Here is a 19,148-nt window from a genome sequence, read left to right as displayed (position 1 = left end):
ACGCATTGTGCATACGCGGCCGAACAGGCCGTGCATCCGCGTGGCGAGCACCACCTGTTCGGCCCAACGCGCCGCCGTGCGCCCGGTCACAGACCGCCGGTGATCCACCGTCGAAGGGCCGCGTGGGTGGTGTCGTCCACCGTGGAGAGGACGGCGATGGCGTGCGGGTCGTCGGTGTGGGGGCGGACGCCCGCACTGGTCAGCCACGTGTGGAGGTCGAGCCGCCGGCGGTCGGCGGAGTCGGGGGTGGCGTCCGCGCCCGGCCGGCGGGCCGGTGCGGGAGGGGGCCCGGGTGCCGGTGAGGGGCCGGGCCACGCATCCACGGGCGCCCCGGCCTCCGCATCGTCGTCGTACGGGTGGCTCCGTAAGCCGGGGAACCGGTAGGGGTCGGTCAGCCACTCGTTCATGCGGGGCTCTCCGAACCGGTCACCGGCCGGACGCCCCCGCCCGCGGTACGGGGTTCACAGCTGCTCGCCTCCCAGGGCGTGGGCGCCCGCGGCGATGACCTCGGCGAGCTGGTTGGCGAGGGCGACGCTGCACCCCCCGAGCCGGACGAAGCCCCGGCAGCCTACGGGTCCGTCGTTGTACAGCGAGGGCAGGGTCAGACCGGCGAGCGCGAGGGCGGCCTGGAGGTTGGTGACGGCTTCCTCACCGGCCTGGTACGCGGCGTCCTGGCGCCGCTTGTACCGGAGGCGCTCGGCGTGGGTGAGCTCGTAGGGCATGCTGTCGTCCTCTCTCTCTGGGGGAAGGGGCGCAGGGGCGGGATGCTCGTAGGACTGAGACCGTCCGCAGCCCGTGACCTATGGGTTTCGATCTTCGTTCCTGTGATGCACGTGTTCGTTGAAGTCTGGAAGGCTTGAGGTGCCCGAGAAGTTAGCGACCCCCGACCGCATCGCGTCGAGCGCCGACGACGGCCTGCTCCGCGGTGCGGTCGTGGCCACCCCGGCACGCCTCGGGCGCCCGGCCCCCCTCCGGCCGGGGCTCGCGGCCTTCATGATCCGTAGCGGAGCCGGTATCCGGCGGGGGCACGGACGGAGTCCGTCCGGTCCCGCACGGGGTATTCGGGGAGCACGCCGCCAGGGCTGCCCGCCGGCGTCGGCGGCCGGAGCGGTGCGGGCCGGCGGCGGCCGCGGTGCCGCGGAGCGGGTTGCCGGGGCGGGCGCGTCAGCGTGATCTGCCGGACGAGTTGCTGGAAGCAGGCCAGCGCGGCGATGGGGGGCAGGGTGGCCGCCGCCTGCGCGGCGAACGTGCGCGGTGCCTGCGCCAGGCAGAGCAGTGTGGCCAGGGTGGAGAACAGCAGGACGATCGACCAGGAATGCACGGCCCGGCGCTGGTGCAGGGCGGCCCGCAGGATGGACAGGGAGGCGACCATCCAGGGTCCGTAGATCAGCAGCGGCCACCAGCTGGAGACACCGTGCGCGGTGCCCGGCCCGGCGCTGTGGCGCAGGGCTTCGCAGATGGCCAGGCCGCTGAACATGCTGACGACGGCGGCGATGACGGCCACGAGCACCGCGGTGCACAGGCTGCCGGTGTGCAGCAGGGTCATCACAGACGTCTTCACCGCGCCGCCCCTCCGGTGCCCGGCCGGGGCCGGCGCCCGGAGCCGGTGCCCGCCGCCCGCCGGGATCCCCCCGTCGTCCAGTCCGGGGACGAAGCCGGGTCCCGGGCCCGGCCCGGGACCGGGCGCGAAGCCGGAGGCGAGACCGGGCCCGAGGCCTGACTCGAGGCCTGACGCGAGGCCGATGCCGCTGACCGTCTCGCCGGCGGTGTCGTCGTAGGCGGCGCGGTCGACCGGCTCCGCCGGACCCGGCGGCATGGCGTCCCGGCAGAGATGGGCCAGTTCCTCCGACGGATCCCACGAGGCGCCCGCCCCGGCCGGCCCGAAGAGCGGCCGCCCGACGTAGGCGGCGTGCTGCTCCTGGTCCGGCCCCGGCCAGTACACCGGCGGCTCCGGTCGAGGAGCGTAGTGGCCGTACCGCTCATACACGGGGCGTCCGCCCCGGACGTTCCCCGGCCGGCGCCGTCAGCGGTGCGGCCTCCTGGTTCACCTGGGACCTGCGGTGGAACTCGGTCTGGATCCTGCCTACCGCGACCAGGAAGTCCTCGAAGATCGAGGACGAGTAGTGGAGGCCGACCTCCAGCTCCTCATGCCGAAGGGTCGCGCCCTTCTCCGGGGCCGGGTCCTGCGAGACAGGCGTGTACGTCCATTTCCCGACCCTCGCGGCCCGGATCCGACCGTCGCGCACGCCGTCGTCCGCGCTCAGCGGGGACATTGCCGCGTGGTTTGCTGTTGTCATAGTCCACCCAACGCTCCGGGTACCGGGGAGGGTGTGCGCCATCCAGGTGAGGGTGGCCGAAACAGAGCAAGGTTGACCGGTGTCTTTTGTCGGTTCTGCGCTCTCCGGCGGCGCGTGGCGGCAAACGGCTGACAGCACGCAACCCGGCATATGCCCCCACGTTATGACGATGTCGCCGGGGGCGCCGGAGCCCCCTCCCCGATCACCTGCACCGGAGAGGACCCGCAGTGACAGACACCCTCCTGTGGTTCGCGCTGATCTGCTCCGCACTGGGCACGGGCGTCACCGCCCTGACCACGTCGGGCATTGGCCGCATGCACCCCCTGGACGTCCGTGAACTACGGCGCCACGAACACTTCGGAGACGTCCTGTCCCGCCACGTGGCAGCGACGAGACCCCTCCCACCGCCACCCCCGCCCCACGCCCCCGACGCCACCCCCCGCTGACGGAAAGGCCCCCCACCCGCCGGAAGACCAGCAGGTGGGGGGCGGTTTCGTCGCGCTTTCGGGCTACTTCTTGCCCTGGTTGTTGCTCCGACCTGGGGCGCTACCGTCACACCGCCCCTGACCTGCGGTCGAGCGGTCAGGGCTTGTCCCCCTGGTCGAGCTTGGCCACCGTTCCACAGCCCACGGACGGCCCAGCCCAGCGGTTCCCGGCTCTGGTTCGACTCAACAAAGTCGATGCAACTCGCCCCGCAATAGGGGACCTTGATTGAGTGAGAGATATAGATCGGGCGCCAGCAGCACATGTCGAGAGCCTGTACCGCGCCGTCGGTAGGTTGGCGGTTGAGAGCGCCGAACTGGAGTCCCGGCTTCGCCACACCTTGAGCTGGCTTGCTGGCGACGACGACGCCGGCTGGATCGTCTTCGAGGGGCAGTCGGTTGACTGGCTGATCTCCAACGGCCGAGCAGTCCTCGGTCAGCACGCGGCGATGAAACGGTGGCCGGCCGAACAGAATGAGCGGCTTCTGCACCTTCTGCCGGAGATCCAGGAGGTCAACCGCACTCGCAACTTCATTGTCCATGGGCTATGGGCTGCGGAGTGCTTCCTGGATGAGGACTGCGAACAGCGCCCCCAGCACTCGCCACTCGATGATCGCCTGTTCCATGTCGTTCGAAGCCGATACCGGAAGGGATACCAGGAGCGAGAGGTTGCAGTGAGTGACATCGATGAGCTTGCTGACCGCATGGTGTCACTAGCAGCAAGTCTGGACGAAGCGGTGAAGGCCGCTCGGGACGCATGGCTCGGCAAGTCTGAAATCGATGTGTGAGGCGGTGGGGGCGGAATCTGTCACAGATCGGCTCCCGCTGGCCTGTGCCCAGCACTGGCCCCAACTCCCATCCCGTCTGCCGTCGACCCCCACGCATGTGGCGCTCGGCTTGTCCTGGGGCGACGGCAGACGGGATGGGAGTTCCCCAGCCTCAGCCACATACGGCCGGCACTCGCGCGCGGCGCCCCCGCCATCTCGGAGCCTGAGCGCCCCGTGGTGCAGGCTGAGCTGCCGGAGCGGTACCGCGCGCTGGTGGATCTGGGCGCCGGATGCGGACTGCGGCAGGGCGAAATCCTGCGCATCGACGTGGACGCGATCGACTTCGACACGGACACGCTCCACGTCGTCCAGCAGCTGAAGCTGAGCCGGAGCAAGGCCGTGTCCGCTTCCCCGAAGGGCGGGAAGCTCCGGGACGTCCCGCTGCCGGGTCCGGTGGCCGATGCGCTGCGCGCACATGCAGCGGTGCCCGCCCGTCGCCATCACCCTGCCCTGGGGCGTGACCGGCGGACCGCTGGTGACGAAGCGGCTCGTCTTCACGGCGCCGATGGGCGGGCACGTGTGGCGGGGGATGTTCAACACCGACCAGTGGAAGCCCGCCCTTGCGGCCGCTGGGGTGATCTCCGAACGGGCGGAGGGGCAGGAGACGTACGCCGCCGCCCGGGAGCACGGGATGCACGCGTTGCGGCATTTCCACGCATCGGTGCTGCTGGACGCGGGAGAGAACGTGAAGGCGCTCGCCGAGCACCTCGGCCACTCCGACGCGGGCCTGACACTGCGGGTATACGCCCACCTCATGCCCAGCAGCCAGGAGCGGACTCGGAGCGCCGTAGCAAAGCTGTACAACCACTCATCCAGAACGGATTAAATCACCCTCACCGAGCACCGTCAGTAAACAACAATACCGCCCATGCATCACTCGCATAAAACCGCAGACCACTGGCTCGCATGCACTTTTGCGCGCAGAAATGCAAAATTGTAAGAACGGGCGTTCGATGACTAGACAGGAGAGTATCAGCAGGTCAGGGGCATGAAGCACCCTTCCAACACTTAGAAAAATACTAGATTCACCCAGCGAAAGCCCTCTACCTGGGAATTTTGCGACCCAAGAGAAAGGTCTGTAAAGTCGCCAGCGCACAAAAAGAGAGCCGCCCCGGCCAGGGCGGCTCTCGCTTCCATACGTGCCTGCATGAACTCTTGTCTTGGACCTACGAGCACATCTGGAGCCTTCATGGTGCCACGCCCAGGTTTGACCATCGACATTTCATTACGCGAACTACCGTTCCTCGCCATCAGCACCGGGGCTGCCGCCCTCCCGGCCTGGACCGACGTCCCGCCGGCCGCCGCGCTGCCCGTAGCCATCCTGGTCGCAGCGCAGATCCGCGTCCGACGGCACGCCCGGCGCGCCTGACGGCCCACAGACGGCCCCAGGGCAACGAGAAGCCCCCCACCCGCCGGGAAACGGCAGGTGGGGGGCTGTTTCGTGCCTGAGTACTACTTCTTGCCCTGGTTCTTGACGGCTTCGATGGCGGCCGCTGCGGCCGTCGGGTCGAGGTAGGTGCCGCCCGGGTTGAGGGGCTTGAAGTCGGCGTCGAGCTCGTAGGAGAGCGGGATGCCGGTGGGGATGTTCAGGCCCGCGATGTCGGCGTCGGAGATGCCGTCCAGGTGCTTGACCAGGGCGCGGAGGCTGTTGCCGTGGGCGGCGACCAGGACGGTGCGACCGTCGAGGAGGTCCGGGACGATGGCGTCGTACCAGTACGGCAGCATGCGGACGACGACGTCCTTGAGGCACTCCGTGCGCGGGCGCAGCTCCGGCGGGATGGAGGCGTAGCGCGGGTCCTCGGACTGGGAGAACTCGGTGCCGTCCGCGAGCGGCGGCGGCGGGGTGTCGTAGGAGCGGCGCCACAGCATGAACTGCTCCTCGCCGAACTCGGCGAGGGTCTGGGCCTTGTCCTTGCCCTGGAGGGCGCCGTAGTGGCGCTCGTTCAGGCGCCACGAGCGGTGCACGGGGATCCAGTGGCGGTCGGCGGCCTCCAGCGCGAGCTGGGAGGTGCGGATCGCGCGCTTCTGGAGCGAGGTGTGCACGACATCGGGGAGCAGGCCGGCGTCCTTGAGCAGCTCACCGCCGCGGACCGCCTCCTTCTCGCCCTTCTCGTTGAGGTTGACGTCCACCCAGCCGGTGAACAGGTTCTTCGCGTTCCATTCGCTCTCGCCGTGGCGGAGGAGGATCAGCTTGTACGGTGCGTCGGCCATGCGTACGAGCCTAGTGGACGCCGCAGGACGCCTGCGCTCCCCCCGATTGACGGACGGCGTCAATCCAGTGGACGGCGGCGGCCCCCGTTCGTAACGTGCCACGAGACCGATCGGTGCTTACGTCTTCGGGGGAATCCGTATGTCCGCTGCCAGTTTGAGACGGGCTGCCCGGGAGAGCGTGTCGGGGCTGCCGCGCGCCTTCTGGTGGCTGTGGGCCAGCACGCTGGTGAACCGGCTCGGGGCTTTCGTCGCCACGTTCATGACCTTGTACCTGACCCTGGACCGGGGCTATTCGGCCTCCTTCGCGGGACTCGTGGTCGCCCTGCACGGTCTGGGCGGGGTGGTGTCCTCGCTGGTGGCGGGCGTGATGACGGACCGGCTGGGCCGGCGTCCCACGATGCTGGCGGCGAACGTGTCGACGGCGCTGTCGGTGGCGCTGCTGGGCTTCATGGAGCACCCGGCGGCCATCGCGGCGGTGGCGGGCCTGGTGGGCATGGCGTCGAACGCCTCGCGCCCGGCGGTCTCCGCGATGATGGCGGACATCGTCCCGCCCGAGGACCGGGTGCGGGCCTTCGCGCTGAACTACTGGGCGATCAACCTGGGCTTCGGGATCAGCTCGGTGGTGGCGGGCGTGGTGGCCGAGTACAGCTACCTGGCCGGCTTCCTGGGTGAGGCCGCGCTGACGCTGCTGTGCGCGGTGCTGGTGTTCGCGAAGCTGCCGGAGTCGCGTCCGGTGAAGGAGGAGGCGGAGAAGGGGACGGAGCCGGAGACCGGGCTGGGGACCGTGCTGCGGGACGGGCGGTTCATGGCGGTGGTCGGGCTGTCGTTCCTGATCTCGCTGATCTTCACGCAGGGTTCGGTGGGCCTGCCGGTGGCGATGGGCCAGGCGGGGTTCTCGCCGGGGGACTACGGGCTGGTCGTGGCGGCGAACGGGCTGCTGATCGTGATCCTCCAGATCCCGGTGACGCGCTTCATCGAGCACCGCGACCCGAGCCGGCTGCTGGTGATCTCGGCGCTGCTGGCGGGGTACGGGTTCGCGATGACGGCCTTCGCGGGGTCGCTGTGGGCGTACGCGCTGACGGTGTGCGTGTGGACGCTGGCGGAGATCGTGAACTCGCCGACGCAGATGGGGCTGGTGGTGCGGCTGTCGCCGGTGCACGGGCGGGGGCGGTACCAGGGGATGTACACGATGTCCTGGGCGGTGGCGGCGCTGGTGGCTCCGCTGATGGCCGGGTTCGTGATCGACCGGTACGGGGCGGGGTGGCTGTGGGCGGCCACGGGGGTCCTGGGGACGGTGGCGGCGGCGGGGTACTGGCTGCTGATGCGGGGGCTCCCGGCGGGGGCCGTGGCCGCCTCCGGGAGGGGTACGGCGGTGGCGGAGCCGGCCCCGCGGGCCGCCCCCGCCGAGGCCTAGCCGGCCGGGGCGGGGCCGGGCCGCGTGTTGCGGGGCCGCGCGGGCCGCGCGGGCCGCTGCGGTGTCAGGAGGGCTGCGTCAGGTGCTTGAAGGCGTCCAGGTTGCGCGTCGGCTCCCCGCGCGCGACGCGCCAGTCGTACTCGCGCCGGATCGCGCTCGCGAAGCCCAGCTCCAGCAGGGTGTTGAACGCGCCGTCCGCCGCCTCCAGGACCGTGCCCAGGAGGCGGTCGAGGTCCTCAGGGGTGATGACCGACAGCGGGAGCCGGGCCGTGAGGTAGACGTCGCCGAGGCGGTCCACCGCGTACGCCATCCCGTACAGCTTGAGGTTGCGTTCCAGCAGCCAGCGGTGGACGCCGGCCTCGTTCTCGTCGGGGTGGCGGATGACGAAGGCGTTCACCGACAGGGAGTGCCGGCCGATGCGGAGCGAGCACGTGGTGCTCAGCTTGCGGGTGCCGGGGAGCTGGACGACGTACGTGCCCGGTTCGGGGCTCTCCCAGCTCAGCTCGGCGCCGGCCAGCGTGGACTCGATGATCGCGGCGGTGTCAGCCATGGTGGGAGCGTACGCGACGGCGGTGATCATGCATGGCGGCGGTGTACACGTCCGCGGTGCCGCCGGCTGCGGTGTCCCAGCCGAAGAACTGCGCGTGCCGCGCGGCCTCGGCGCCCATCCGGTCCGTGAGGCCGGGGTCGTCGACGAAGCGGCGCAGCTCGCGGGCGTAGTCCACCGGGTCGTGCCCGGGTACGAGGATGCCCGTGACCCCGTCGTTGACGGCGACCGGGAGCCCGCCGACCTCCGCCGCGAGGACCGGCGTGCCGGTGGCCTGGGCTTCGATGGCGACGAGGCCGAAGGATTCGCTGTACGACGGCATGACCAGCACGGACGCGGCCCGGAACCAGTCGGCGAGGCCGTCCTGGGCCACCGGCGGGTGGAAGTGGACGAGGTCGGTGATGCCGAGCCTGGCGGCGAGCTTCTGCAGGCCCTCGGGCTTGGCGAGGCCGCTTCCGCTGGGGCCGCCGACGACGGGGACGAAGAGGCGGCGGCGCAGCGAGGGCTCGCGGTCGACGAGTTCCGCGACGGCGCGGAGCAGGATGTCGGGGGCCTTGAGGGGCTGGATGCGGCCGGCGAAGAGCGGTATCACGGCGTCCTGCGGGAGGCCCAGGCGGGCGCGGGCGGCGGCGCGGCCGTCGCCCGCGGTGAAGCGGTCGAGGTTGACGCCGGGGTGGACGACGGCGACCTTGGCGGGGTCGGCGTCGTAGTGGCGTACGAGTTCCTCGGCCTCTTCGGCGGTGTTGGCGATGAGCCGGTCGGCGGCGGCGACGATCTGGGTCTCGCCGATGACGCGGGCGGCGGGCTCGGGGGTGTCGCCCTCGGCGAGCGCGGCGTTCTTGACCTTGGCCATGGTGTGCATGGCGTGGACGAGCGGGACGCCCCAGCGTTCGGCGGCGAGCCAGCCGACGTGCCCGGAGAGCCAGTAGTGGGAGTGGACGAGGTCGTAGTAGCCGGGGCGGTGGCGGGCCCAGGCCTGCATGACGCCGTGGGTGAAGGCGCACAGCTGGGCGGGCAGCTCTTCCTTGGCGAGGCCTTCGTAGGGGCCCGCGTCGACGTGCCGTACGAGGACCCCGGGGGCGAGCTCGACCACGGGCGGCAGGCCGCCGGTGGTGGCCCGGGTGAAGACCTCGACCTCTATGTTGATCGCGGCGAGGCGCTTGGCGAGCTCGACGATGTAGACGTTCATGCCGCCGGCGTCGCCGGTGCCGGGCTGGTGCAGCGGTGAGGTGTGCACGCTGAGCATGGCCACGCGGCGGGGCTTGCGGTGGTGGCCGACGGCGGGGAGGCGCAGGCGGGGGGTGTCGGGGCGGGTGGCGCGGGCGGCGGCGATGCGTCCGCTGATGCTGCCGCCGAGACGGGACACGTACTGGCTCAAGGGAGCAGTTCCTCTCGCTCGGACGACGGTCGACGGTCCTCTGCGGCCCGCTCCGGCGGCGGGTCGGCAGCGCCGGTGGGGCGGCATGACTGCGGGAGCGCGGTCGGCGCCCTGCAAGGAGTGCAACCCGGATGGCGGTCCGCCGCATTCCGGGAGCCCGGATGTTCCTGGCCGTTTGCCGGATTTTTATCTTGGCCGTGCCCTCCGCTTACGCTCGGCGCATGGTCTCCCGCAGCACTCCGCCGTCCTCGAAGCGCCCCGTGGGCACCGTGACGCGCGGGACGACGAACCCGAACCGGCTGCGCCGCATGGACCGCTGGATCGCGGCCGCGCACGGGTCGGCGCTGCGCCGGGCGGACGCGCCGGTGGCGGTGGACCTGGGGTACGGGGCCGCGCCGTGGACGGCGGTGGAGCTGCTGGCGCGGCTGAGGGAGGCGGCGCCGGGGGTGCGGGTCGTCGGGATCGAGATCGAGCCGGCGCGGGTGGCGGGGGCGAAGCCGTACGAGCGGGAGGGGCTGAGCTTCCGGCACGGGGGCTTCGAGGTGCCGCTGGACGGCGGTGAGCGGCCCGCGCTGATCCGCGCGGCGAACGTGCTGCGGCAGTACGACGAGGAGCAGGTCGCGCAGGTGTGGCAGCGGCTGTGCGGGCGGCTGGCGCCGGGCGGGCTGCTGGTGGAGGGGACCTGCGACGAGATCGGCCGGCGGCACGTGTGGGTGGCGCTGGGGCCGGAGGGGCCGCGGACGGTGACGTTCGCGACGCGGCTGGGGTCGCTGGAGCGGCCCTCGGACCTGGCGGAGCGGCTGCCGAAGGCGCTGATCCACCGGAACGTGCCGGGTGAGCCGGTGCACGCGTTCCTGCGCGACTTCGACCGGGCGTGGGCGGCGGCTGCTCCGTACGCCTCGTACGGGGCGCGGCAGCGGTGGATCCGGACGGCGCGGGCGCTGGCCGCGGACTGGCCGCTGGCGGACGGTCCGGTGCGGTGGCGGCAGGGGGAACTGACGGTGCGGTGGGAGGCGTTGCGCCCGGCGGGGTGAACCTCGCGCGGTGGGGAACCGGCGTTGGGGGCGGTCCGTTGAGTCGGCTGGGACGGCCGGGGCGGGTGCGGTCATGATCGGGGCGGCATCCGGAGGGTGTTGGAATTCACCGAGTCGTGGCACCATCCCGGTGACAGTGCCAAGTTACTGATGAATAGTCAGATCTGATGTCCGGTCCGGTCCAGTCCGGTTCGCCCGTCCTGACCGGGGACGTCGGTCTGACCCGGGGCGCCTGGGGGAGCCATGGGGACCGTGAAGCGAGCGTCGTCGCGTCGGCAGGGAGCGTCCGCTCTCACGCTGCTGTGCGCCATGGCGATACTGGCCGCGCCGGGCCTCGCGGGCACCGCGTACGCCGCCCCGGGCGCGCCCTCCGCCCCCTCCGCCCCGTCGGCCCCGTCGGCCCCCGCCGCACCGGCGGCTCCCGCGCCCGAGCCGGGGGCCAAGTCCCTGGAGCAGGTCCGCAAGGAGATAGAGGACCTCTACCGGCAGGCCGGCGCGGCGACGGACGCGTACAACCTCGCGGAGGGCGAGACGAAGGCCCAGTCCGAGCGGATCGTCCAGATCGCCAACCTGGTGGTGGCGGGCCAGGACCGGATCTCCTCCCTGAAGGCCCGCGCGGGCGCCGCCGCCCGCGCCCAGTACCGCTCGGGCGGCCTGCCGCCGGGCGCTCGGCTGGCGTTGAGCGAGAGCCCGGCCGACTACCTGGACGGAACCGGCCGGTTGCGGCAGGGCGAGAAGGCCACCACGGACCTGCTGTCCGAACTGAACCGCACGCAGACGGACTTGGAGCGGTACGCGAAGGAAGCGGGCGCGCTCTGGCAGAAGATGGAGGACAACAGGGCCAAGAAGGAAGCCGCCAAGAAGGAGATCGAGGAGAAGATCAAGACGGCGGAGGCCCTGGAGAACCGGCTGGAGGCCGAGGAGAAGGCCCGGCTGATCCAGCTGGAGCAGGAAGCGCAGTACAAGGCGCAGACGGCGTGGCTGTCCTCGGGCGGGATGAAGGACGTCAACGGCGCCGCCACGGACGCGGGCAAGCGGGCCGTGCAGTGGGCCACGGCGCAGATCGGCAAGCCGTACGTCTGGGGCGCGACGGGACCGGACTCCTTCGACTGCTCAGGACTGACCTCCCAGGCCTGGCTGGCGGCGGGACGGGGCATCCCGCGCACCTCGCAGGAGCAGCTGCGGCTGCTGCCGAAGGTGGCGCTGAAGGACATGCGGCCGGGGGACCTCATCATCTACTTCGACGACGCGACCCACGTCGGGATGTACGTGGGCGACGGCGCGATGGTCCACGCCCCGCGGCCGGGGCGCACGGTGACGATGGCGGGGGCGGGCTCGATGCCGATCAAGGCCGTGGTCCGCCCCGACGCGTAAGCCCGGGCCGCGCGGCACCCCCCACCCGGGGCCCGGGCCCCGGGCCCCGCAGGCTCCGCCGTGCACCGCGCGCCGGCGGCGCTACCGCGCCCGGGCCGGGGTCTCGGTGGGCGGGATGGCGGGGGCGGGGGTCGTGACGTTGGTCATCCCGGGGGCGCGGTTTTCCCCCGCGATAGGGGCATATGACGGCGGCCCCCGGCCGGCGGCCATTCCGCTCGCCCGCACCCGCCCGCTAGGGTCACCGCATGAGCGCACCTTCGGGGGGAGGCAAGGAACCGGAGACGATGCCCGTACCCGTACCGCGGCAGCGGGACACTCCCGCCCCGCAGGCAACGGCAGCGGTGGCGGCGGCGTCCCTGACGCTGCTGGTCGTCGAGGACGACCCCGCCGGCGGCCTCACCGTCCCCGAGATCCTCGACGCCGACGGCCACCGGATCCGGATCCGCAGCGCCCGCAACCTCACCGAGGCCGCACGGCTGCTCACCCCGGACGTGCACTGCGTACTGCTCGACCTGGCCCTGCCCGGCCCCGACGAGGACGGCCTCGGCGCCCTGCGCGAGGTGCTCCGCATCGCCCCGCGCCACGCCGTGCTCGTCCTGACCGGCGAAGCGGACGCCGACCGCGCCGCCGAGGCCGTCCGCGTGGGCGCCCAGGACTTCCTCTACCGCGACGAGCTCGACGGCCGGCTGCTGAGCCGCGCCATCCGCTACGCCGTGGAGAGAAAGCGGGCGGACATCGCCCAGTACAAGCTCGCAGAATCGAAACTGCGCGCCCAGGAGAACGCCCGCCTGGAGCGCGGCCTGCTCCCCACCCCGCTCCTGGACGGCTCCGACCTCCGCTTCGCCGCCCGCTACCGCCCCGGCCGCAGCCGGGCCCTGCTCGGCGGCGACTTCTACGACACCGTCCGCACCCCCGACGGCACCGTGCACGCCATGATCGGCGACGTCTGCGGCCACGGCCCCGACGAGGCGGCCCTCGGCGTCGAGCTGCGCATCGCCTGGCGCGCGCTGACGCTGGCGGGGCTGTGCGGGGACGACCTGCTCGCCACCCTCCAGGAGGTCCTGGAGGTGGAGCGGCCCTGCGAGGAGATCTTCGCGACGCTGTGCACCGTGGACATCTCCCCGGACGGCCGGCGCGCGGGCCTGTGCCTGGCCGGGCATCCGGCCCCGCTGATATCGAGGCCGGGCAAGCCCGCCCGGCTGCTCCCGTACGAGAACAGCGGCCCGGCGCTCGGGCTGCTCCCCCGGGCCCGCTGGCCCCGCCGCCAGGTCGACCTGGGCGGCACCTGGAGCCTGATGCTCTACACCGACGGGCTCATCGAGGGCCGCATCGGCGACGGCCGCGAGCGCCTCGGGCAGGACGGCATGGTCGAGATGATCAACCGGCACATCGAGCGGGGCCTGAGCGGCGAGGCGCTGCTGGAGGCGTCCGTCACCGAGGCCCGCCGCCTCAACGGGGGCGAGCTCACCGACGACGTCGCCGTGGTCCTGCTCTCCCGCGCGGCCGGATAGGGGCTCAGCGGCCGCCGTTGTACGGACCGTAGGGGCCGTCGCTGCTGCTGCCGCCGCGGCGCGGGCCGCCGCCCGAGACCTGCTTGAGGGCGGGGCGCACGTCGACGAAGAAGACGATGCTGGCGACCAGGCCCGCGATCTGCAGGAACAGCATCCCCAGGAAGAAGTCCACGAGGACGGTGATCCCGAGGATGACCAGCCAGAAGGTCTTCGTCTGCTTCTCGGCGGCCCGGTACGCGTCCTCGCGCGCCAGCAGCGCCAGCACGAAGGCCACGACGGCGAGCGCCAGCATGGCGTAGCCGAGCAACGGGAGCACCCCGTTATCGAACCCCTGCATCAGCATCGTCTCGACCGCCTTCTCGCATCCGGTACCACTGGCTCCACTGCTCCACGCTACCGCCGGAGCCGTCTTCCCAAACGACAACGAACCGGGCACCCGCCAGGTGCCCGGTCCGTTATGGGGTCGTTCAGGCCCCTTCGCCGACCTCGGCGGTGGCCTTCTTCGCTGCGGTGCGGCGCGCGGCGGGCTTCTTCGCGGCGGGCTTCTCCCCGTCGGCGGACTCGGCCGACGCCGGCGCCTGTCCCGACGCCTCGGCCGGGGCGGGCTCCTGCGCCGGCTCCCGCACGGGCTCCGGCTCCACGGCCCCGGCGATGTCCACGATCTCCTCGGCGACCTCGCCGCGCCAGGCGCGCACGGTCTGCTCGCCGTGCTCGGCGACCTTGTCGTAGGTCTCCTTGGCCCGGACGGCGTACTCGGCGGCCACGCCGACGCCGCGCAGCGCCAGGTCCTGGGCGGTCTCGCCGAGCTTCTTCGGGTCGATCGAGCCGAGGACGCCGGTGACCTTGGCGGTGACGGCCTCCTGCACGGCCTTCGGGTCGGTGTTCTTCACGGCCTCGATGCGCGCGGGGGCCTCGGCGCGCAGCTGCTCGATGAGCGCGGGCACCTTCTTGGCCTGCTGGACGGCGAGGTCGGCCGTGCCGGCGGCGAAGTAGAGGGGGGTGGGGTCGGTGAGGGTCTTCTTCAGGTCATCGGCGATGGCCATGTGCGGGTCCTCCCGGATCACAGTCAATTCGTAGGGGGCATCGCGACGTCGTCACCGGCGCCGCCGGCACGGCCGGCCGCGTCCTCGCCGGGAGCCTCGTCGGCCTCCAGCGCGTTCTCCTTGCGGAACGCGTCGTAGATCTGGAGCAGCACCTGCTTCTGCCGCTCGTTGATCGACGGGTCGGAGAGGATGACGGCCCGCGTCTCCACCTCGTCCCGGTCCCGCTCGTCGAGGATCCCGGCCTGCACGTACAGCGTTTCGGCGGAGATCCGCAGCGCCTTGGCCAGCTGCTGGAGGATGTCCGCGCTCGGCTTGCGCAGCCCGCGCTCGATCTGGCTCAGGTACGGATTCGACACCCCCGCCGCGTCGGCGAGCTGCCGCAGCGAGAGCTGGGCCTGCCGCCGCTGCTCGCGGAGGTATTCGCCGAGGTTTCCGACGTTGAGCGATGCCATGCCCCGATCCTGCCGCACCCTGCTAACTATTGCAAGCGCTTGCTAGCAATAGCTCCCACCGGGCCCGACCCACCCGGCCGAAGTCCGCGCCTCCCCGGCCCGCCCGGTGCTAGCTTGCGGGCGTGGACCTCTTCTCACTGTCGTGGGCGGCGCTGCGCGCGGCGGTCGCCGGCCTGGCCGACGAGGACTTCGCACGGCCGTCCGGCTGCCGCGGGTGGCTCGTACGCGACCTGGTGTGCCATCTGGTCATCGACGCCCAGGACGTGCTGATCACCCTCGCCACGCCCTCCGACGCGGAGCCCACCCGGGACGCGGCCGGCTACTGGCAGGCCGGAGACGCCCCCGACGGCCAGGACCCGCTCGACGCGCTGACCGTGCGGCTGGCCGCCGCCTACGGGGAGCCCCGGCTGCTCCAGTTCCACCTCGACGACGTCGGCTCCGCCGCCGGACGCGCCGGCGCGCTCGCGGACCCCTCGGCCCGCGTCGGCACCCGCGACCAGGTACTCACCGCCGGCGACTACCTGTCCGCGTACGTCCTGGAGTGGACGCTGCACCACCTCGACCTGGTCGCGCACCTCCCGCACGCGCCGCGGCCGCCCGCCCAGGCCCTCGCCGGGGCCCGGGCGCTGCTGGAACGGATCGCCGGGGCGGCGTTCCCGGCGGGGTTCCGCGACGAGGACGCGCTGCTGGTCGGCACCGGCCGGCGCGCCCCGACCCCGGCCGAGGAGGCCGCGCTCTCACAGCCCGGGGAACTGGGCGCGCGCGTACCGCTCCACCTCGCCTGAAACGGCCCCCGCCCCCGGGTACCCACAAAAAGGTGGGTACTTGGCGGGGCGCCGCCGCCCGGCGAAGCTTGGTCCAGCGGCCGGAAGGAAGGGATCAGGAAGCCGCGCGGCGGGACTCCGCCATACGGTCCAGCCGCTGGTGACCCCAGTCGGACAGCGGCGCCACCGCCTGCGCGAGCGCCCGGCCGAAGTCGGTCAGCGAGTACTCGGTCTTCAACGGCAGCACGTCGTGCACCTCCCGGTGCACGATCTCGTCGGCCTCCATCTCGCGCAGCGCCTGGGTCAGCACCTTCTCGCTGAGGCCCGGCATCCGGCGCCGCAGCTCGCCCGGACGCTGGGGACCGTCCTCCAGCATCCACAGCAGGGACGTCTTCCACTTCCCGTCGATCACCGCCATCGCGGCGGTGACCCCGCAGACGTTCGGATCCTGTGCGCGACTCCGCGTCATCTCCCCGTCCCTCTCCTGCCGGCCCGTTCTCGTACCACCCATGTTTCCACGGGAGTTGAGTTCTTCATGTCCACGTCCACGTCCACCTCCACCTCCACCTCCACGTCCGCCTCCGCCTCCGCCCGGCAGCCCGCCGTCACCGTGCTCGGCCTCGGCCCGATGGGCCGGGCCCTGGCCGGCGCCTTCCTCGACGCCGGGGTGCGCACCACCGTCTGGAACCGCACCCCCGGCCGCGCCCAGGACCTCGTCGCACGCGGTGCCGTCGCCGCCGCGTCGGCCCAGGAGGCGGTCGCCGCCAGCGCGCTGACCGTGGTCTGCGTGGTCAACTACGACGCCGCCGACGCGATCCTGCGGCCCGACGCCGTCACCGCCGCCCTGAAGGGCCGCACCCTCCTCAACCTGACCGCCGACACCCCCGCCCGGGCCCGCGACACCGGCGCCTGGGCCTCCGGCCACGGCATCCGCTACCTCGACGGGGCGATCATGACCCCGACCCCCACCATCGGCACCCCGGACGCGGTGTTCATCCACAGCGGCCCCGAGGACCTCTACCGCGAACACCGGCCCCTCCTCGACCTCCTCGGCGGCACCCACACCCACCTCGGGCAGGACATCGGCCGCGCGGCCGCGTACGACATCGCCCTGCTGGACATCTTCTGGACCTCGATGGCCGGCTACGCCCACGCCCTGGCGGTGGCGAAGGCCGAGGGCGTCAGCGCCGGCGAACTGACCCCGTTCGCCCAGGGCATCGCCACGATCCTGCCGCCGCTCTTCGAGGAGTTCGCCGCCGACGTGGACAGCGGCAGCTACTCCGGCCGGCTCAACCCGCTGACCTCCGGGGCCTCGTCCATGGCCCACATCATCCACGCCTCCGAGGCGCACGGCATCGAAGCCGCCCTGATGCGCGCGACCGAGGGCCTGGCCCAGCGGGCCATCGCCCACGGCCACGGCGGCGACGGCTTCATCCGCGTCGCCGAACTCCTCGGCAGGACGGCCGTCCCCGCGGCCGGCTGACACCCCCGCGACACCCCCCACGCGGCCCGCCGGAAAAAACTTCCGGCGGGCTGTCACATCCGCGCGGCGCGGCGGGTCAAAGGGATGTCGCAGCAAGCGAGACCGCCCCGAAGGAGCCCCCGATGTCCACCACCGCCACCGTCTTCACCATCATCGCCGCCGTCCTCGCCATCTACTCGGCCATCTCGCTCTACACCCGCTCGAAGTACACGGTCGAGCCCCTCGTCCAGTACGGCGTCCCCGAGAAGACGTGGAACCTGCTCGCCACCGCGAAGCTCGCCGGCGGCCTCGGCCTCCTCGCCGGGTTCGTCGTCCCCGCCCTCGGCATCGCCGCCGGCACCGGCCTGGTGCTGTACTTCATCGGCGCCGTCATCGTCACCCTGCGGGCCCGGGACTACGCCCACGTCGTCTTCCCGGTGATCTACTCCGCGCCGATGGCCGTCGCCCTCGCCCTGACCGTCTGACGGCCCGGGCGGGGCGGCGGCCCCGCCGCCTCAGCCCTCCAGCGCCGACAGGTCGAGCTCCTTGAGCCGCGCCAGGTCGGACAGCACGTCGATCGCCACGATCTTCCCCCCGACGACCGTGAAGGCCATGACGGCCACCGCGTTCGCCTTCGGTACGACGACCACCCCGGCCGCGCCGTTGACGAGCGCGGGCCGCACGAACGGCGTGAGCGCGCGATAGCTCGCCGCCTGGCCCGCCACTTCCCGCGCACCGGTGAAGACCACCGTCTGCCGGCCGCCCACACCCCCGTCGGAACGCAGCACCACGTCCGGGTCGAGCACCGCCACCAGCGCCTCAAACTCCCCGTCCCGCGCGGCGGCGAAGAACGCGTCCACCGCCTCCCGCTGACGGGCCAGGTCCGCGTCGGGCGCCGGGGCCTGACCCTGCACCTTGCGGCGCGCCCGGCTGGCGAGCTGCCTGGTCGCCGCCGCGGACTTCTCGATCAGCGGCGCGATCTCGTCGAACGGCACCGCGAACATGTCGTGCAGGACGAACGCCAGCCGCTCCGCCGGAGCCAGCGACTCCATCACCACCATCAGCGCCAGCCCCACCGAGTCGGCGAGCAGCACCTCCTGCTCGGGGTCGATCCGCCGCGCCGGGCTGATGAGCGGGTCCGGGACCCGCGTCTCCAGCCGCTCCACCGGGTCCTCGCGCCGCGCCTCGCGCGAGCGCAGCAGGTTGAGGCAGATCCGCGAGACCACCGTCGTCAGCCAGCCCCCGAGGTTCTCCACCCCGCTCACGTCCGTGCGGTTCAGCCGCAGCCAGGTCTCCTGGACGGCGTCGTCGGCCTCGCTGAGCGAACCGAGCATCCGGTAGGAGACCGCCCGCAGGTGGCTGCGGTGCTCCTCGAACAGCTCCGTCAGCGCAGCCCCGCCACCGGCGTCGCCGCCCCCGCCCACGCCCTCGTCCGCGTCCACGACCTCGTCCACTTCCGCCCCTCCCCTTGCTTCCTCAGGCAGCCGGAGCCGGCGCCCGTCCGATGACCACCGTCGCGTACAGCTCCTCCGAACCGGCCGCCCGCACCACGAGACCGCCCCCGGTCAGCGCGGACGCCGTCAGCGGCGCCTGCCTGGCACTGGTCTCCATCAGCAGGTGCCCGCCCGGCGCGAGCCACTCCAGCGCCCCCGCCGCGACCCGGCGGTGCACGTCCAGGCCGTCCGCGCCCCCGTCCAGGGACACCAGCGGCTCGTGGTCGCGGGCCTCGGACGGCATCAGCCCGATCTCCCCCGTCGGCACGTACGGGGCGTTGACCACCAGCACGTCCACCCGCCCCCGCAGCTCCGCCGGGAGTGCCGCGTACAGGTCGCCCTGCCACACCGCACCGCCGTACGGGGCCACGTTGCGCCGCGCGTACACCAGCGCCGCCGGGTCCACGTCGGCCGCGTGCAGCTCGACCCCGCCCGGGACCTGGGCCGCCACCGCCGCGCCGAGCGCGCCGACACCGCAGCACAGGTCCAGCACCACCGCACCGGGGCGGGCCAGCTCCACCGCCTCCTGGACCAGGAACTCCGTGCGCCTGCGCGGCACGAACGCCCCCGCGCCCACCTCCACCCGCAGTCCGCAGAACTCCGCCCAGCCCACGACGTGCTCCAGCGGTTCACCCGCCACCCGGCGGGCGACCATGCCCGCCAGGTGCCCGTCGTCGGTGGCGGCCGCGACCAGCAGGCCGGCCTCCTCCTCCGCGAAGACACAGCCCGCCGCGCGCAGCCGTTCCACAATCGAAGTCACGTAGCTCAATCCTCTTGGTTCTGCCGGTGCCGACGATAGGCCCCCGGCGGCGCCCGGACCCGGCCGGACGGCCCGGTCCGTCATGTCACCGCCCGCCGG

22 protein-coding genes and 1 pseudogene are annotated in these 19,148 nt (G+C 72.6%); 10 read left to right on the top strand and 13 right to left on the bottom strand.

What is annotated here, in order from left to right:
• Positions 1 to 86: 86 nt before the first annotated feature.
• The 4 genes from D1J60_RS18970 to D1J60_RS18955 all read right to left on the bottom strand — a co-directional run bounded on the left by D1J60_RS18970 (position 87) and on the right by D1J60_RS18955 (position 2,273).
• The gene (locus tag D1J60_RS18970) at positions 87 to 407 is read right to left on the bottom strand and encodes a hypothetical protein (protein ID WP_125821886.1); all 321 of its coding nucleotides are present in this window, start codon (positions 405 to 407) and stop codon (positions 87 to 89) included.
• Positions 408 to 461: 54 nt separating this feature from the next.
• Positions 462 to 722, bottom strand: coding sequence for a hypothetical protein (locus tag D1J60_RS18965; protein ID WP_007265508.1), 261 nt, complete (start codon positions 720 to 722; stop codon positions 462 to 464).
• Between the two features lie 269 nt (positions 723 to 991).
• The gene (locus D1J60_RS18960; RefSeq protein ID WP_125821885.1) at positions 992 to 1,987 is read right to left on the bottom strand and encodes a hypothetical protein; all 996 of its coding nucleotides are present in this window, start codon (positions 1,985 to 1,987) and stop codon (positions 992 to 994) included.
• On the bottom strand, positions 1,980 to 2,273 hold the full coding sequence (locus tag D1J60_RS18955) for a hypothetical protein (protein ID WP_125821884.1): 294 nt from the start codon (positions 2,271 to 2,273) through the stop codon (positions 1,980 to 1,982). The genes D1J60_RS18960 and D1J60_RS18955 overlap by 8 nt, the downstream gene beginning before the upstream one ends.
• A gap of 251 nt (positions 2,274 to 2,524) precedes the next feature.
• On the opposite strand from D1J60_RS18955, the gene D1J60_RS18950 reads away from it, so the two are divergent.
• The 3 genes and pseudogenes from D1J60_RS18950 to D1J60_RS18940 all read left to right on the top strand — a co-directional run.
• The gene (locus D1J60_RS18950) at positions 2,525 to 2,743 is read left to right on the top strand and encodes a hypothetical protein (RefSeq protein WP_125821883.1); all 219 of its coding nucleotides are present in this window, start codon (positions 2,525 to 2,527) and stop codon (positions 2,741 to 2,743) included.
• A gap of 332 nt (positions 2,744 to 3,075) precedes the next feature.
• Positions 3,076 to 3,567, top strand: a complete 492-nt coding sequence (locus D1J60_RS18945; RefSeq protein WP_125821882.1) for a hypothetical protein — start codon at positions 3,076 to 3,078, stop codon at positions 3,565 to 3,567.
• Between the two features lie 216 nt (positions 3,568 to 3,783).
• A pseudogene (locus D1J60_RS18940) lies at positions 3,784 to 4,432 on the top strand (site-specific integrase); the annotation flags it as partial.
• A 626-nt stretch (positions 4,433 to 5,058) separates the two neighbouring features.
• Here D1J60_RS18940 and D1J60_RS18930 read toward each other — a convergent pair.
• Positions 5,059 to 5,817, bottom strand: coding sequence for a phosphoglyceromutase (locus tag D1J60_RS18930; RefSeq protein WP_125605574.1), 759 nt, complete (start codon positions 5,815 to 5,817; stop codon positions 5,059 to 5,061).
• Positions 5,818 to 5,956: 139 nt separating this feature from the next.
• Here D1J60_RS18930 and D1J60_RS18925 point away from each other — a divergent pair, with 139 nt between their 5' ends.
• Complete coding sequence (locus D1J60_RS18925; protein WP_125821880.1) at positions 5,957 to 7,231, top strand: MFS transporter; 1,275 nt, start codon at positions 5,957 to 5,959, stop codon at positions 7,229 to 7,231.
• Between the two features lie 64 nt (positions 7,232 to 7,295).
• Here the strand turns inward: D1J60_RS18925 and D1J60_RS18920 are convergent, their stop codons facing one another.
• Positions 7,296 to 7,781 carry a YbjN domain-containing protein gene (locus tag D1J60_RS18920; protein WP_125605078.1) on the bottom strand — a complete coding sequence of 162 codons (486 nt, stop codon included), beginning with the start codon at positions 7,779 to 7,781 and terminating at the stop codon, positions 7,296 to 7,298.
• Positions 7,774 to 9,123: a D-inositol-3-phosphate glycosyltransferase gene (gene mshA / locus D1J60_RS18915; protein WP_125824093.1), complete on the bottom strand. Its 1,350-nt coding sequence runs from the start codon at positions 9,121 to 9,123 to the stop codon at positions 7,774 to 7,776. Before mshA ends, D1J60_RS18920 begins: the two co-directional genes overlap by 8 nt.
• A 254-nt stretch (positions 9,124 to 9,377) precedes the next feature.
• On the opposite strand from mshA, the gene D1J60_RS18910 reads away from it, so the two are divergent.
• The 3 genes from D1J60_RS18910 (at position 9,378) to D1J60_RS18900 (ending at position 13,075) form a co-directional block, all read left to right on the top strand.
• On the top strand, positions 9,378 to 10,190 hold the full coding sequence (locus D1J60_RS18910; protein WP_125821879.1) for a class I SAM-dependent methyltransferase: 813 nt from the start codon (positions 9,378 to 9,380) through the stop codon (positions 10,188 to 10,190).
• A gap of 243 nt (positions 10,191 to 10,433) precedes the next feature.
• Positions 10,434 to 11,564 carry a C40 family peptidase gene (locus D1J60_RS18905; RefSeq protein WP_125821878.1) on the top strand — a complete coding sequence of 377 codons (1,131 nt, stop codon included), beginning with the start codon at positions 10,434 to 10,436 and terminating at the stop codon, positions 11,562 to 11,564.
• Positions 11,565 to 11,848: 284 nt separating this feature from the next.
• Entirely contained in the window at positions 11,849 to 13,075 is a 1,227-nt protein-coding gene (locus tag D1J60_RS18900; RefSeq protein ID WP_125824092.1) for a fused response regulator/phosphatase, read from the top strand.
• Positions 13,076 to 13,079: 4 nt separating this feature from the next.
• Here the strand turns inward: D1J60_RS18900 and D1J60_RS18895 are convergent, their stop codons facing one another.
• From D1J60_RS18895 to D1J60_RS18885, 3 genes are all read right to left on the bottom strand, one after another.
• A complete protein-coding gene (locus D1J60_RS18895; protein ID WP_125603800.1) occupies positions 13,080 to 13,418 on the bottom strand; it encodes a DUF2516 family protein in 339 nt (112 codons plus the stop codon).
• Positions 13,419 to 13,542: 124 nt separating this feature from the next.
• Positions 13,543 to 14,118: a hypothetical protein gene (locus D1J60_RS18890; RefSeq protein ID WP_125821877.1), complete on the bottom strand. Its 576-nt coding sequence runs from the start codon at positions 14,116 to 14,118 to the stop codon at positions 13,543 to 13,545.
• Between the two features lie 23 nt (positions 14,119 to 14,141).
• The gene (locus D1J60_RS18885) at positions 14,142 to 14,570 is read right to left on the bottom strand and encodes a helix-turn-helix transcriptional regulator (RefSeq protein WP_125821876.1); all 429 of its coding nucleotides are present in this window, start codon (positions 14,568 to 14,570) and stop codon (positions 14,142 to 14,144) included.
• A 122-nt stretch (positions 14,571 to 14,692) separates the two neighbouring features.
• On the opposite strand from D1J60_RS18885, the gene D1J60_RS18880 reads away from it, so the two are divergent.
• Positions 14,693 to 15,355 carry a maleylpyruvate isomerase N-terminal domain-containing protein gene (locus D1J60_RS18880; RefSeq protein ID WP_125603803.1) on the top strand — a complete coding sequence of 221 codons (663 nt, stop codon included), beginning with the start codon at positions 14,693 to 14,695 and terminating at the stop codon, positions 15,353 to 15,355.
• A gap of 94 nt (positions 15,356 to 15,449) precedes the next feature.
• Here D1J60_RS18880 and D1J60_RS18875 read toward each other — a convergent pair whose 3' ends face one another.
• Positions 15,450 to 15,803: a helix-turn-helix domain-containing protein gene (locus D1J60_RS18875; RefSeq protein ID WP_125821875.1), complete on the bottom strand. Its 354-nt coding sequence runs from the start codon at positions 15,801 to 15,803 to the stop codon at positions 15,450 to 15,452.
• Between the two features lie 66 nt (positions 15,804 to 15,869).
• Here D1J60_RS18875 and D1J60_RS18870 point away from each other — a divergent pair, with 66 nt between their 5' ends.
• Together D1J60_RS18870 and D1J60_RS18865 are read left to right on the top strand one after the other, a co-directional pair.
• A complete protein-coding gene (locus D1J60_RS18870; protein ID WP_125821874.1) occupies positions 15,870 to 16,817 on the top strand; it encodes an NAD(P)-binding domain-containing protein in 948 nt (315 codons plus the stop codon).
• 122 nt (positions 16,818 to 16,939) lie between these two features.
• Positions 16,940 to 17,281 (top strand): DoxX family protein, encoded by a 342-nt coding sequence (locus tag D1J60_RS18865; RefSeq protein WP_125603806.1) that lies wholly within the window; start codon positions 16,940 to 16,942, stop codon positions 17,279 to 17,281.
• A 30-nt stretch (positions 17,282 to 17,311) separates the two neighbouring features.
• On the opposite strand, the gene D1J60_RS18860 is transcribed toward D1J60_RS18865, so the two are convergent.
• Both D1J60_RS18860 and D1J60_RS18855 read right to left on the bottom strand, forming a co-directional pair.
• Entirely contained in the window at positions 17,312 to 18,220 is a 909-nt protein-coding gene (locus tag D1J60_RS18860) for a sigma-70 family RNA polymerase sigma factor (protein WP_164721071.1), read from the bottom strand.
• 52 nt (positions 18,221 to 18,272) lie between these two features.
• Positions 18,273 to 19,058, bottom strand: a complete 786-nt coding sequence (locus D1J60_RS18855; RefSeq protein WP_125821872.1) for a putative protein N(5)-glutamine methyltransferase — start codon at positions 19,056 to 19,058, stop codon at positions 18,273 to 18,275.
• Positions 19,059 to 19,148 lie beyond the last annotated feature (90 nt).

It is taken from the genome of Streptomyces sp. W1SF4 (assembly GCF_003950035.1).
Taxonomy (GTDB): Bacteria; Actinomycetota; Actinomycetes; order Streptomycetales; family Streptomycetaceae; genus Streptomyces; species Streptomyces racemochromogenes.
This window is presented reverse-complemented; position numbering and strand designations above follow the sequence as displayed.

Coding starts and splice junctions, on each gene's coding strand:
- D1J60_RS18970 (WP_125821886.1), bottom strand. CDS start 407: ATGAACGAGTGGCTGACCGACCCCTACCGGTTCCCCGGCTTACGGAGC.
- D1J60_RS18965 (WP_007265508.1), bottom strand. CDS start 722: ATGCCCTACGAGCTCACCCACGCCGAGCGCCTCCGGTACAAGCGGCGC.
- D1J60_RS18955 (WP_125821884.1), bottom strand. CDS start 2,273: ATGTCCCCGCTGAGCGCGGACGACGGCGTGCGCGACGGTCGGATCCGG.
- D1J60_RS18930 (WP_125605574.1), bottom strand. CDS start 5,817: ATGGCCGACGCACCGTACAAGCTGATCCTCCTCCGCCACGGCGAGAGC.
- D1J60_RS18925 (WP_125821880.1), top strand. CDS start 5,957: ATGTCCGCTGCCAGTTTGAGACGGGCTGCCCGGGAGAGCGTGTCGGGG.
- D1J60_RS18920 (WP_125605078.1), bottom strand. CDS start 7,781: ATGGCTGACACCGCCGCGATCATCGAGTCCACGCTGGCCGGCGCCGAG.
- D1J60_RS18910 (WP_125821879.1), top strand. CDS start 9,378: ATGGTCTCCCGCAGCACTCCGCCGTCCTCGAAGCGCCCCGTGGGCACC.
- D1J60_RS18905 (WP_125821878.1), top strand. CDS start 10,434: ATGGGGACCGTGAAGCGAGCGTCGTCGCGTCGGCAGGGAGCGTCCGCT.
- D1J60_RS18900 (WP_125824092.1), top strand. CDS start 11,849: ATGCCCGTACCCGTACCGCGGCAGCGGGACACTCCCGCCCCGCAGGCA.
- D1J60_RS18895 (WP_125603800.1), bottom strand. CDS start 13,418: ATGCTGATGCAGGGGTTCGATAACGGGGTGCTCCCGTTGCTCGGCTAC.
- D1J60_RS18890 (WP_125821877.1), bottom strand. CDS start 14,118: ATGGCCATCGCCGATGACCTGAAGAAGACCCTCACCGACCCCACCCCC.
- D1J60_RS18885 (WP_125821876.1), bottom strand. CDS start 14,570: ATGGCATCGCTCAACGTCGGAAACCTCGGCGAATACCTCCGCGAGCAG.
- D1J60_RS18875 (WP_125821875.1), bottom strand. CDS start 15,803: ATGACGCGGAGTCGCGCACAGGATCCGAACGTCTGCGGGGTCACCGCC.
- D1J60_RS18870 (WP_125821874.1), top strand. CDS start 15,870: ATGTCCACGTCCACGTCCACCTCCACCTCCACCTCCACGTCCGCCTCC.
- D1J60_RS18865 (WP_125603806.1), top strand. CDS start 16,940: ATGTCCACCACCGCCACCGTCTTCACCATCATCGCCGCCGTCCTCGCC.